Raw genomic sequence first — 12,569 nt, forward strand, 5'->3', positions numbered from 1 at the left:
GCTAGTCTTATCGCGTGGAGCGCTAAATGAAACCCATGAAAAATCTTGCCCAGTATTACGTGGATCTGCTCGTAAAATTGGGGATTGTCCGCTTTTCTATCTTACTCGCCCTAGCGCTTGTTGCCCTTGCTGTTGTTGTACAAGTCGGTATCACCCTCGCACTCAAAGGTAATGTTGATGATATCGACATTGTCCGTTCGGTTTTCTTCGGTTTAGTGATCACACCTTGGGCGGTCTATTTTCTCTCAGTCGTGGTCGATCAACTGGAAGAGTCTCGCCAAAGGTTGGCTAAATTGGTCTCTAAGCTGGGTGACATGCGAGAGCGAGATCAAGAACTCAACAATAAACTGCAACTCAATATCGAAAAGCTCAACCAAGAAATTGAAGATCGTGAAAAAGCAGAAGAAGCGCGTGCAGAAGCAATGCATGATCTTGAGAACGAAGTGTTTCAGCGTGAGCGAACTCAGCTTGAATTAGCAGAACGTACGGCGCTGTTGCGTTCGTTTATCGATGCCTCGCCTGACCTCATTTATTATCGCAATGAAGATGGGGTGTTTTCAGGTTGCAACCGAGCGGTTGAAGAACTCACGGGCAAAACAGAAAAAGAGCTAGTTGGTTTGACGCCTTGGGATGTCTACAGCAAAGAGGTAGCCCAGCAAGTTGTTGAAACCGATAAGAAAGTCTTTGCTGACAACCAAGCTTTGACCTATGACCAATGGCTTGAATACCCCGATGGACGTAAGAGTTACTTCGAGCTGCGTAAGGTGCCTTTCTACAGTAAAGATGGTCGCCACCTTGGCTTGGTTGGTTTTGGTCGTGATATTACCGAGCGTAAAGAGCACCAAGAATCACTAGAGAAAGCCAGTCGCGATAAGACCACCTTTATCTCAACCATTAGCCACGAGTTAAGAACACCGCTCAATGGCATCATCGGCTTGAGCCGCATGTTATTGGATAGCCAGCTGACGACCGAGCAGCGTAAGCAGATGCAAACCATCAAGGTGAGTGCGGTGACACTGGGTAATATCTTTAACGATATTATCGACATGGATAAGTTCGACCGCCGTAAGCTTGAGCTATTCCCAACCCCTATCAATTTTGAAGATTTCGTTGTTGAGATCGAAAGCATTTCTGCGTTAATGGCAGAGCAGAAAGGGTTGAGGTTTGATCTAGAAAGATTGTCCGATCTCCCATCTGCAGTTGAGGTGGATGGTACTCGTCTTAGACAGGTATTGTGGAACCTTGTAAGCAACGCGATGAAGTTCACCAAAGATGGTGGTGTCGTGATGACGGTCAGCGCTGAAATTGATGGCGACTTTGCCAACATCACGATGGAAGTAGAAGATACCGGGATTGGTATCCCTGAAAGCGAAATCGAGAAGATCTTCGCGATGTACTATCAGGTAAAGTCGGGAACAGACAATTTACACGCTGTCGGTACCGGAATTGGTCTTGCTGTATCTCAACAGCTGATCAATATGATGGATGGTCACATTGAAGTCACCAGTGAAGAGGGGTTTGGTAGTACCTTTACGATTTCGATTCGAGTTCCAGTTAATCACGATACTCAGGCTTTGATTAAAACGCCAAGAAAGCAGTCCAACCTTAAGATTTTCATGGTCGAAGACATTGAGCTCAATATCACAGTAGCTCGTTCTTTACTTGAAAGCCTAGGGCATGAAGTGACAGTCGTAATGACGGGTAAAGAGGCACAAATCGTTTTCAACCCGAAAGATTATGACTTGGTATTACTGGATATCCAGTTACCAGATATGACTGGTTTCGACATTGCCCAATACTACCGCGAGAAATATAGCCAATTGCCGCCTTTGGTGGCATTAACCGCGAATGTATTAAACAATAAGCAAGAGTATTTCCAGAAAGGCATGGATGAAGCGATCAGTAAACCACTGTCGGTTCGTGCAATCCAGGATGTCATCAGCGAGTTGATTGAGGATGCCCCAGAGGTTATTGAGAAAGCCGAGGGCATTGATACAGTAAAGGATGTTGAAAAAGTAGCAGGTGTTGAGAAAGTAACAGCGAGTAAGCCGGCTCTTTCAACGATTGATACCACTTTGCTTGATATTGATATGCTAGAGTCTTATGTTGACATTGTCGGGTCGAAACCTGTTTTGGATAGTATCGTGATGTTTGAAGATATGATGCCGGAATATATGGAAATATTGAATTCCAATATGGTTGCGAAAGATCAAGACAGTATCGTTTCTGAGGCACACAAGATTAAAGGTGCAGCAGGTTCCATTGGCCTGAAACGCATACAGCAAGTTGCTCAGAAAGCTCAATCTCCAGATATGCCTGCGTGGTGGGAGAACATTTCAGATTGGGTTGATGAAATAAATAACGAATACCAAAATGATATTGAAGTCTTAAAGAGTTGGTTAAATCAAAGGTAGAAGAATGATGAAAAAATTAGCATTTGCCGCATGTGTAGTAGCATTAGCGGGTTGTTCTGCGCCACAAGTAGAATGGCAGCAAGATAATCAAGTCGAAGTATCTGCAGCGACAGTCACAATGAAAAGCAACCTGTGGCACAACAAAATGCCTACGATTGGGGAGGCTCAAGATAAGACTTTGCATGGTGCTATCTACCTAGAGTCTGACTCACAATTACCAGCAACACTTGCGGTTGAGAGTGTGACGGTTAAACAGGGTGCAGATACCTTGTTGGTAACTGCTGACGATCTAGATTTAAGAACACATAGTGAAACGCAGTGGGAAGTCGCTTTTGTATGGCAGTTAGAGATCGACAGTGATAAGCCTGTTGATGTTGCGATTGAACTCAAAGATGGCGAAACCGTGAAGTGGTTAGTCGAGAAAGACGTGAAGGTAGATACGGTTTACTAAAACCTTAGCGAACAATGAACAATAAAAAAGGGAGAATGCGTTGGCATTCTCCCTTTTTAATAACGATTGTTCACGCTTCGATTGCTAGAAGTACTAACTGTTTATAAGTACTAACTGGTTAGAGTGCTATCGGTTTAGAAGTGCTAATCGACGGCAAGAACTAAACGGCCAGAAGCGCGAATCGAATTAGTCTTCTAGGTCACCACAAAAGCGGTAGCCTTCACCGTGAATCGTCGCGATGATTTCTGGTGTACCAGAAACAGATTCAAAGTGCTTACGAATACGACGGATTGTTACGTCTACAGTACGATCGTGTGGCTTAAGCTCACGGCCAGTCATCTTTTTAAGAAGGTCTGCACGTGTTTGGATCTTACCTGGGTTCTCACAGAAGTGAAGTAGAGCACGGAACTCTGAACGAGGTAGCTTGTAGCCTTCGCCATCTGGGCTAACCAGAGAACGACTGTTGATATCTAGTACCCAACCATTGAACTCGTACTTCTCAACGCTACGCTTTTCTTCTTGAACAGAGCTTGTGCTCATTGAACGGTTAAGAAGGTTACGTGCACGGATAGTCAGCTCACGAGGGTTGAAAGGCTTAGTGATGTAGTCATCAGCGCCGATTTCTAGGCCAAGGATCTTATCAACTTCATTATCACGACCAGTTAAGAACATAAGCGCTACATTTGCTTGCTCACGTAGTTCACGCGCAAGTAGTAGGCCATTCTTACCTGGAAGGTTGATGTCCATAATTACAAGGTTAACTTGGTTATCAGATAGCACTTGGTGCATCTCTTCACCGTCGCTAGCCTCAAAAACAGCATATCCCTCTGCTTCAAAAATACTCTTTAGAGTGTTACGAGTTACTTGCTCATCTTCAACGATAAGAATCTGCGGGGTTTGCATTTGGCGGTACCTAAATTTGTGACGAAACTGTGCTAATAGAATAAATTCTAGGCAAAACATAACATACAGGTAATGTATTTTTGATGATAACTTAAAGTTTTCAAAAAAACACTTACTTCCAGCTATCTGCCTTCCTTGAAGTATTGCCCAATAACGTAGATCCAGTACGCCTTTCAATCATTCTTTTAGTGATTTAAGAGGATTCTATAATGTTAACAGCATGCTAACAACGCGAGAATGTTAATTCCATTCACTTTGTTGATTTACATCAATTGCCGTATCGCAACAAACTTTAATAGTATGGCTACAACTTAACCAATGTTATGGTGACTATTTAGCACCAAAATAAGAATGATTATTCGAGATGTTTCGCACATCTTGCTTGCTAAAGACTGGACTATGAACCAAGGAAGCTGAAAGCTATCCTTAGAGTCTAGTAGATAAATATGCTCAATCAACTTTTATTTCGTATTAAATTGGGCATAGAGCAATGAAAACAAAGGATTAATTTTAATAATATATAAAAGCATAGAGGCTCACCTGACTTAATAGGTTTGCCTTACTCACGGAGGATATATGCACGATATAACACCTGACTTATGTGATGAGTTTGAAAGCAAAGTCACGCTACTGAATATGCCATTACAGAACTTCGGCCAGCGTGGTGCGTTCTGGGGAAAAATTGTAACAGTTCGTTGTTATCACGATAATTCCAAGGTTCGTGAGGTTTTAGAGACCGATGGCTGCGGCAAAGTACTCGTTGTAGACGGTAATGGCTCGTGTCAAAAAGCGTTACTTGGCGACCAATTGGCTATTCTAGCCATAGAAAATGGTTGGGAAGGCGTCATTGTGAATGGTGCGGTGCGTGATGTTGCGATGATGGCGCAGATGGATCTTGGTATTCAAGCTCTCGGAGCCTCTCCATTTAAAACCGAGAAGCACGGTGTTGGGCAAGTGAATGTGACGCTCTCTATACACAATCAACTGATTCAGCCCGGTGATTACATTTATGCCGATTGGAATGGTGTGTTAATTTCAACGGAATTGTTGATTGAATCTTAACGGGCTTATCAATCAAGAAGTGAGATAGATTAGAAACGAAAGCCCAATCCCACTTCAACACCGCGTTGCCACTCTTCATAATCAAGGGTGGCATGCATATCTAGATTGTCGGTTAGTTGCACGCGGCTGGAAAGCTCTGCGGCTACCGATTTCTCACTGTCTTCGGTTTCATTGTTATAGGTGTGTAGAGAGCTGTTGAAAGAGACTCTTTCGGAAAACTGATAACTAACACCACTCAAGAATCCACTCTCATATTTCAGTGCAGCAGTGTTGATTCGTGTACCGACATAAAGATCCACATCAGAAAACAAGCTATAAGAATAACCACTGTCTACTGTCCACGTATCAAAGCTTTCACTCGATGTACTTTGCGTGGAGATAAAAAACTTATGGGCAGAGCTATCGATTTGACTGGGGAGCAAAGGCAAACTGCTCAGTAGCGGTAAACTGTTCGCTGAACAAACGACAGGCATAGCAAAGACTAAAAGAATAAGTAATCTCTTCATTTCCCACTCCTGATGTCATTATTATTGTTTTTCGAACGTTATTGTTCAATTAAAGCACAGGACTTGTATGTTCGCTGTACTATCGATAGAGCATTTTGTTATGACTGCATATGCAACTAATTACTTCTGTTTGTTTGATGAGTTAATCCAGTCTCAGAATGGCAGGTTGATGCAGGGTGTTTTATCTCTTAAATGAAGGTTTGCTCTGAAAAACGGTGTGAATGTAAAAAAAACGCAACTTTTCATTGACGCATAGTAGTAAAAATTGATACACGTAGAGTAAAGCACAAGCAGAGAATTTGATATGCAGCATGTAAGCCACCTAGTAATGACCACCACCATTATTATTACCGACATTCACATTGTTGGGGCAGGCTGCTAAGTAACGGATTTTAAAAAAAAGGCCTGTATCCAACAAGATACAGGCCTTTTTTTGTACCATTTTTATGACTTATGGAGAAAGGGATGCGCGTTTTAAAGTTTGGAGGTTCATCATTAGCTGATGCAGATCGTTTTTTACGAGCGGCTGATATCATCGCTAATAATGCCCAGCAAGAAGAGCTAGCCGTTGTACTATCGGCTCCAGGAAAAACAACCAATAAGTTGGTCGCTGTTATTGAAGCTGCACTGAAAAACGGTGAAGCTGACACACAGATTTCAGAGATCGAATCATCATTTTCTGCACTGTTTGCAGAGATTCAAGCGGTATTGCCGTCAGTAGATGGCTCTGCGTTTCAAGAGCAAGTCGATACCTCTCTTGCTCAACTTAAGCAGTTCGTGAATGGTATTAACCTACTGGGCATGTGCCCGAATCACGTAAATGCTCGTATCATTAGTAAAGGTGAGCGAGTTTCAATCCAGTTAATGAAAGCGGTACTGGAAGCGAAAGGCCAACCAGCAAGCCTGATTGACCCTGTGGAATATCTCTATGCTCAAGGTGATCATCTTGAAGCTATGGTGGATGTGGATGTTTCAACTCAGAACTTCCGCCAATCACCGCTTCCTAAAGGTCACGTAAATATCATGCCGGGCTTTACTGCTGGTAATGAAAAAGGCGAGCTAGTAACGCTTGGCCGTAACGGCTCTGACTACTCAGCTGCAGTTCTAGCGGCATGTCTACGTGCTGATTGCTGTGAGATTTGGACTGACGTCGATGGCGTTTACAACTGTGACCCACGCTTAGTGGATGATGCTCGTCTTCTTAAATCACTTAGCTACCAAGAAGCGATGGAGCTTTCTTACTTCGGTGCTTCAGTTCTACACCCGAAAACAATCGCACCTATCGCACAATTCCATATTCCATGTCTGATCAAAAACAGCTTCAACCCACAGGGTGCAGGCACTTTGATTGGCCAAGACACTGGCGAAGATAACCTGGCGATCAAAGGTATCACTACGCTAAGTGACCTAACGATGGTTAACGTATCAGGCCCAGGAATGAAGGGCATGGTAGGCATGGCGAGTCGTGTATTCGGCGCGATGTCTTCTGCAGGCGTTTCTATTGTCCTTATTACTCAATCTTCTTCTGAGTACAGCATCAGCTTCTGTATTGAATCGGCTGACAAAGTGAAAGCGAAGCAAGTGTTGTCAGACGCGTTTGAACTTGAACTTAAAGATGGCCTATTAGAGCCTGTTGAGTTCATGGATGATGTTGCGATTGTGACGCTGGTGGGTGACGGTATGCGTACTTCACGTGGTGTCGCTTCTCAGTTCTTCTCTTCTTTAGCGGAAGTGAACGTTAACATCGTCGCTATTGCTCAAGGCTCTTCAGAGCGCGCTATCTCTGCGGTTATCCCGGAAGATAAAATCTCAGAAGCAATCAAAGCGTGTCACGAAAACCTATTTAACTCTAAGCACTTCCTTGACGTCTTCGTTGTCGGTGTTGGCGGTGTTGGTGGTGAGCTTGTTGACCAGATCCAACGTCAACAAGGCAAACTGGCTGAAAAAGGCATCGTGATTCGCGTATGTGGTTTAGCAAACAGCAAAGGCTTGCTGCTAGACAGCGATGGTCTACCGCTAGAACAGTGGCGTGATCGTATGTCGAGTGCGACAGAAGAGTTTAGCCTAGCGCGTTTAGCTGCACTTGTTCAACGTAATCACATCATCAACCCTGTGTTGGTTGATTGTACGTCTAGCGAAGGTATTGCAGGACAATACGCAGATTTCCTAGCGGCTGGTTTCCACGTTGTAACACCAAACAAAAAAGCCAACACAGCAAGCATGGCTTACTACCATCAGCTTCGTGAAGTGGCGCGTAACTCTCGTCGTAAGTTGATGTACGAGACAACAGTAGGCGCAGGTCTACCGGTAATCGAAAACTTACAGAACCTAATCTCTGCAGGTGATGAGCTTGAGAAGTTCAACGGTATTCTTTCTGGTTCACTGTCTTACATCTTCGGTAAGCTGGATGAGGGTATGACACTCAGCCAAGCAACCAACATTGCTAAAGATAACGGCTTCACTGAGCCGGATCCTCGTGATGATCTGTCTGGTATGGACGTTGCGCGTAAGCTGCTTATTCTTGCTCGTGAAGCGGGTATGGCACTTGAGCTTGAAGATGTTGAAGTTGACCAAGCATTGCCACCGGGTTTTGATGACTCAGGTACAGTTGACGAGTTCATGGCTCGCTTGCCAGAAGCGGATGCATACTTCAAAGAGCAGTCAGCTATCGCAGCAGAAGAAGGCAAAGTACTTCGTTATGTGGGTGAGATCGCTGAAGGTAAATGTAAGGTTCGTATCGCAGCTGTTGATGGCGATGACCCAATGTTTAAGATTAAAGATGGCGAGAACGCTCTGGCATTCTACAGCCGTTACTACCAGCCAATCCCACTCGTTCTGCGTGGCTACGGTGCAGGTACTGAAGTTACAGCAGCAGGCGTATTCTCTGATGTGATGCGTACTCTTGGTTGGAAATTAGGAGTTTAGGAATGAGTTCAAGTGATATGGATGTTGTTGTTTATGCTCCTGCATCAATCGGCAATGTCAGTGTAGGGTTTGATGTGCTGGGGGCCGCTGTGTCTCCAGTGGATGGCACATTGCTTGGTGACCGAGTAATGGTTAAAGCCGGTGATGAACCATTCTCGCTAAAAACAGCAGGCAGCTTTGTTTCTAAGCTGCCAACTGAAACCAAAGAAAATATTGTCTATGACTGCTGGGTTGTGTTCTCTCGCGAGTTAGATAAGAAAGGTATCTCAGTTAAGTCTCTTGAGATGACGCTAGAGAAGAACATGCCTATCGGCTCTGGTTTAGGATCAAGTGCATGTTCAATTGTCGCGGCGCTTGATGCCTTGAACCGTTTTCATGGCCAACCGTTGAATGAAACTGAACTGCTTGCTCTGATGGGTGAAATGGAAGGTAAGATTTCAGGTGGCATACATTACGATAACGTAGCGCCATGTTACCTTGGTGGTGTGCAGCTTATGCTTGAAGAATTAGGTATTATTAGCCAAGAGGTTCCATGTTTTGACGATTGGTATTGGGTAATGGCGTACCCGGGCATCAAGGTTTCAACGGCTGAAGCGCGAGAGATCTTGCCTTCTCAGTATCGCCGTCAAGATGTGATTGCCCATGGTCGTCATTTAGCGGGCTTTATTCATGCTTGTCACTCTGGTCAGCCGGAGCTAGCCGCTAAGATGATCAAAGACGTGATTGCTGAACCATATCGTGAGAAACTGCTTCCAGGGTTTGCTGATGCACGTAAATATGCAACGTCAGCAGGAGCATTAGCTACTGGAATTTCTGGTAGTGGCCCTACGCTATTTAGCATTTGCAAAGAACAAGATGTCGCCGAGCGTGTTGCACGCTGGTTAGAACAAAACTACGTACAAAATGAAGAAGGATTCGTCCACGTTTGTCGCTTAGATAAACAAGGTTCGATCGTTACAGGAAGTGAGTTATGAAGCTGTACAACATCAAAGAAAACGATGAGCAAGTCTCTTTTGGCCAAGCCGTTCGTCAAGGTCTAGGTCGTAATCAAGGTCTATTTTTCCCATCAGAGCTGCCTAAGTTCGATGACATCGATGCACTACTTGCAGAGGACTTTGTCCCTCGTAGTTCAAAGATTCTTTCTGCTCTAATTGGTGATGAGTTACCAAAAGAACAGATTGATCAACTAGTGGATGCGGCATTCCAATTCCCAGCACCGATCAACCAAGTGAAAGACGGTGTTTACGCACTTGAACTGTTTCACGGTCCAACGTTAGCATTTAAAGATTTCGGTGGCCGTTTTATGGCTCAATCTTTGGCTGCGGTTTCTGATGGCGGTCAAATCACAATCTTAACGGCTACATCGGGTGATACTGGCGCTGCGGTTGCACACGCATTCTACGGTATGGAAAACATCAATGTTGTTATCCTGTACCCGAAAGGCAAGATCAGCCCACTGCAAGAAAAGCTATTCTGTACGTTAGGTAAGAACATCCATACTGTCGCGATTGATGGCGATTTTGATGCGTGTCAGGCATTAGTAAAAGACGCGTTTGACGACGCTGAATTGCGTAAAGAAATTGGCTTAAACTCAGCAAACTCAATCAACATCAGCCGTTTGATGGCTCAGATCTGTTATTACTTTGAGGCGGCTTCTCAGCTAACCAAAGAGCAACGTGAAAATCTGGTTATCTCTGTACCAAGTGGTAACTTTGGTAACCTAACTGCGGGTCTATTAGCGAAAGCGCTAGGCTTACCGGTTAAACGCTTCATTGCAGCAACCAACGAAAACGACACGGTTCCCCGTTACCTAGAAACAGGTCAATGGGATCCAAAACCAACGGTTGCGACAACATCGAACGCGATGGACGTGAGCCAACCAAACAACTGGCCACGTATCGAAGAGCTTTGCCAACTGAAAGGTTGGGGACTGGATACTTTGGGTAAAGGTAAAGTATCTGATGAGCAGAGTGCTGAATCAGTACGTGATCTAAAAGCTCAAGGTTACCTGTGTGAACCTCATGGTGCGATTGCTTACCGTCTATTGGAAGAGCAACTGCAAGAGAACGAAACTGGTCTGTTCTTGTGTACTGCACACCCAGCGAAATTCAAAGAAGTGGTTGATGATATTTTAGGTACGGATATTGAACTGCCAGGCCCGCTAGCAAAACACGCGGCGATGGAGTTGTTATCTGAAGATCTTGATAATGATTTTGAAGCGCTAAAAGTAGTGCTTCGTCGAGTTCAACCGTAACGTACATCTGTATTGTTGAACAAATAAAAACGGCGCTCAATGAGCGCCGTTTTTGTATTCTAATTCAAGCTCTAAAAATTATAGAGACTCAGTGAACGTACGTGCGATAACGTCACGTTGCTGTTCAGTCGTTAGAGAGTTGAAACGTACAGCGTAACCCGATACACGGATAGTTAGCTGTGGGTAGTTCTCTGGGTGAGCAACAGCATCTTCTAGCGTTTCACGCTTAAGAACGTTAACGTTTAGGTGTTGACCACCTTCGATGCGTGGTGCTGCTTCGATAGCAACTTCACGGCTTTCGTACTCGCCTAGGTCTGCAGCTGAGATAACTTGGTCAGCTTCGAAACCTGAAGTAGCAACAACACAACGAGCTTCGTTCTTCTCGCTGTCTAGTAGCCAGATTGAGTTTAGTAGGTCGTCGTTTGCTGCTTTAGTAATTTGAATACCTTGGATCATAACTATCTCCTAGTCCACTTTATGTGGTTTGATTATGGTGTTAACTTTCGAATTTTATTGAGCTGAGTAATATATACCTAGTTTGTGGTAGTTTAATATTGATTTAAGTCAAAAAACAACCAAAAACCTCATTTTTTTCAAGGTGATTACTTTGAGTTAAATCAATAAAACCTTTGAAAACAAAGTAATTACAAAATATTTTAAAGTATAAAAAATATTTAACAGTCTTATTTGTTGTAAGTTTACTACATTTGTTGTGTTTTTATTGAACGACAAACGATACGACCCTTTATTTATTAAGCATTCTGAAAGTGTAAAGTGATTTAATGACAAACAATAATTCATCCTCAAAACCTCAAACCAATATTAAGTTTATTGGTGCTCATGTGTCTGCTGCTGGTGGTGTTGATCAGGCGCCAATGCGCGCAAGAGAGATCGGTGCCAATGCTTTTGCGCTGTTTACCAAAAACCAAAGACAGTGGGCAGCAAAGCCGCTGGAAGCGAAAACCATTAGTGCGTTTAAAGCCAACTGTAAGATGTTGGGCTTTAGTGCTGAGAATATTCTTCCTCATGACTCCTACCTTATTAACTTAGGAGCACCAGAAGAAGAGAAGCTAGAGAAATCACGTGCGGCTTTTATTGATGAAATGGAGCGTTGTAACCAACTAGGACTCACGCTTTTGAATTTTCATCCTGGGAGTCATTTGAAGAAAATCTCAGAAAGCGAATGTTTGGCCAAGATCGCTGAGTCTATCAACTTGGCTCACCAAGCGGTGCCTGATGTAATTGCCGTGATTGAGAATACCTCAGGGCAGGGGACTAATCTGGGTTGGAGATTTGAGCACCTAGCAGAGATCATCGACCAAGTAGAAGATAAGTCACGCGTCGGCGTGTGTTTAGATACTTGCCATACTTTTACAGCCGGTTATGACCTACGAACAAAAGAAGCATGTGAGCATACTTTTGCTGAGTTCGACCGCATTGTCGGCATGCACTATCTAAGAGCAATGCACATCAATGATTCAAAAGCTGAGTTCGCGAGTCGAGTCGATCGACATCATTCTTTAGGAAAAGGCGAGATTGGCTGGGATTGTTTTGAGTATATTGCCTCGGATTCTCGCTTTAATGGTATTCCTCTTATCTTAGAAACCATTGATTCGACTATCTGGAAAGAGGAAATTCAACAACTTAGGATGTTCCATCGCTCAGCAACACTAGCGAGCGAAGAAGCGTAATAATAGAGGGAATAATTAATTTCCTTCTACTCCTAAAAATTGGCACCTTTCTTTCATAGTATTAAAGTGAATATGTAGTTCACGATGTCTTAGAGGAGGTGCCTTTATGTATTCACAAGCCCAAACTTCAACTGTTTCTGCTGCTCGCCGTTTACCAACCCCAAACCGTCATGTGCATAACCACGGTCACCACCGTACACAGCAGAAAAGTGGTTAATCGAGATAAACACAACTTGAACTGATTATTATGATTCATCAACAAGTGAACCCTACACATCATGTTTATTGATAGCTGTATGAGGTATAAATAGGGCGTGTTGATCTTTCGAGCTGATTTTTGCAGCGAGTTGCTGGGTATTTATA

Annotated in this window: 10 protein-coding genes and 1 other annotated feature; of the genes, 7 read left to right on the forward strand and 3 right to left on the reverse strand. The window is 43.7% G+C overall.

Going from position 1 to position 12,569, the window contains the following annotated elements:
- The first annotated feature begins 26 nt into the window (after positions 1-26).
- Together arcB and AB6D07_RS07935 are read left to right on the forward strand one after the other, a co-directional pair.
- The gene (arcB, locus tag AB6D07_RS07930; RefSeq protein ID WP_009848408.1) at positions 27-2,414 is read left to right on the forward strand and encodes an aerobic respiration two-component sensor histidine kinase ArcB; all 2,388 of its coding nucleotides are present in this window, start codon (positions 27-29) and stop codon (positions 2,412-2,414) included.
- 7 nt (positions 2,415-2,421) lie between these two features.
- Positions 2,422-2,865 carry a hypothetical protein gene (locus AB6D07_RS07935; RefSeq protein ID WP_012603236.1) on the forward strand — a complete coding sequence of 148 codons (444 nt, stop codon included), beginning with the start codon at positions 2,422-2,424 and terminating at the stop codon, positions 2,863-2,865.
- Between the two features lie 186 nt (positions 2,866-3,051).
- Here the strand turns inward: AB6D07_RS07935 and arcA are convergent, their stop codons facing one another.
- Positions 3,052-3,768: a two-component system response regulator ArcA gene (arcA, locus tag AB6D07_RS07940; RefSeq protein WP_004741534.1), complete on the reverse strand. Its 717-nt coding sequence runs from the start codon at positions 3,766-3,768 to the stop codon at positions 3,052-3,054.
- A gap of 576 nt (positions 3,769-4,344) precedes the next feature.
- On the opposite strand from arcA, the gene AB6D07_RS07945 reads away from it, so the two are divergent.
- Positions 4,345-4,830 carry a putative 4-hydroxy-4-methyl-2-oxoglutarate aldolase gene (locus AB6D07_RS07945; RefSeq protein WP_017098326.1) on the forward strand — a complete coding sequence of 162 codons (486 nt, stop codon included), beginning with the start codon at positions 4,345-4,347 and terminating at the stop codon, positions 4,828-4,830.
- Positions 4,831-4,859: 29 nt separating this feature from the next.
- On the opposite strand, the gene AB6D07_RS07950 is transcribed toward AB6D07_RS07945, so the two are convergent.
- Positions 4,860-5,336, reverse strand: a complete 477-nt coding sequence (locus AB6D07_RS07950) for a hypothetical protein (RefSeq protein WP_017102981.1) — start codon at positions 5,334-5,336, stop codon at positions 4,860-4,862.
- Positions 5,337-5,653: 317 nt separating this feature from the next.
- Positions 5,654-5,772: a sequence feature (Thr leader region), on the forward strand.
- Between the two features lie 29 nt (positions 5,773-5,801).
- Here AB6D07_RS07950 and thrA point away from each other — a divergent pair.
- The 3 genes from thrA to thrC are packed head-to-tail and all read left to right on the forward strand — an operon-like array spanning position 5,802 to position 10,515.
- A complete protein-coding gene (gene thrA, locus AB6D07_RS07955) occupies positions 5,802-8,261 on the forward strand; it encodes a bifunctional aspartate kinase/homoserine dehydrogenase I (RefSeq protein ID WP_012603240.1) in 2,460 nt (819 codons plus the stop codon).
- A 17-nt stretch (positions 8,262-8,278) separates the two neighbouring features.
- A complete protein-coding gene (gene thrB, locus AB6D07_RS07960) occupies positions 8,279-9,235 on the forward strand; it encodes a homoserine kinase (protein ID WP_009848413.1) in 957 nt (318 codons plus the stop codon).
- Positions 9,232-10,515, forward strand: coding sequence for a threonine synthase (gene thrC, locus AB6D07_RS07965; protein ID WP_017102983.1), 1,284 nt, complete (start codon positions 9,232-9,234; stop codon positions 10,513-10,515). The genes thrB and thrC overlap by 4 nt, the downstream gene beginning before the upstream one ends.
- A gap of 78 nt (positions 10,516-10,593) precedes the next feature.
- Here thrC and grcA read toward each other — a convergent pair whose 3' ends face one another.
- Entirely contained in the window at positions 10,594-10,971 is a 378-nt protein-coding gene (gene grcA / locus AB6D07_RS07970) for an autonomous glycyl radical cofactor GrcA (protein ID WP_009848415.1), read from the reverse strand.
- Between the two features lie 326 nt (positions 10,972-11,297).
- On the opposite strand from grcA, the gene nfo reads away from it, so the two are divergent.
- Positions 11,298-12,206, forward strand: coding sequence for a deoxyribonuclease IV (nfo, locus tag AB6D07_RS07975; RefSeq protein ID WP_017102984.1), 909 nt, complete (start codon positions 11,298-11,300; stop codon positions 12,204-12,206).
- Positions 12,207-12,569: the final 363 nt, after the last annotated feature.

The organism is Vibrio sp. 10N.239.312.C11, from assembly GCF_041466065.1.
Classification (GTDB): domain Bacteria; phylum Pseudomonadota; class Gammaproteobacteria; order Enterobacterales; family Vibrionaceae; genus Vibrio; species Vibrio tasmaniensis_A.

What these genes read in the sequence shown, in the direction of transcription:
- thrB (WP_009848413.1), top strand. Translation starts at nt 8,279, where the DNA reads ATGGATGTTGTTGTTTATGCTCCTGCATCAATCGGCAATGTCAGTGTA.
- arcA (WP_004741534.1), bottom strand. Translation starts at nt 3,768, where the DNA reads ATGCAAACCCCGCAGATTCTTATCGTTGAAGATGAGCAAGTAACTCGT.
- AB6D07_RS07935 (WP_012603236.1), top strand. Translation starts at nt 2,422, where the DNA reads ATGAAAAAATTAGCATTTGCCGCATGTGTAGTAGCATTAGCGGGTTGT.
- thrC (WP_017102983.1), top strand. Translation starts at nt 9,232, where the DNA reads ATGAAGCTGTACAACATCAAAGAAAACGATGAGCAAGTCTCTTTTGGC.
- AB6D07_RS07950 (WP_017102981.1), bottom strand. Translation starts at nt 5,336, where the DNA reads ATGAAGAGATTACTTATTCTTTTAGTCTTTGCTATGCCTGTCGTTTGT.
- arcB (WP_009848408.1), top strand. Translation starts at nt 27, where the DNA reads ATGAAACCCATGAAAAATCTTGCCCAGTATTACGTGGATCTGCTCGTA.
- grcA (WP_009848415.1), bottom strand. Translation starts at nt 10,971, where the DNA reads ATGATCCAAGGTATTCAAATTACTAAAGCAGCAAACGACGACCTACTA.
- nfo (WP_017102984.1), top strand. Translation starts at nt 11,298, where the DNA reads ATGACAAACAATAATTCATCCTCAAAACCTCAAACCAATATTAAGTTT.
- AB6D07_RS07945 (WP_017098326.1), top strand. Translation starts at nt 4,345, where the DNA reads ATGCACGATATAACACCTGACTTATGTGATGAGTTTGAAAGCAAAGTC.
- thrA (WP_012603240.1), top strand. Translation starts at nt 5,802, where the DNA reads ATGCGCGTTTTAAAGTTTGGAGGTTCATCATTAGCTGATGCAGATCGT.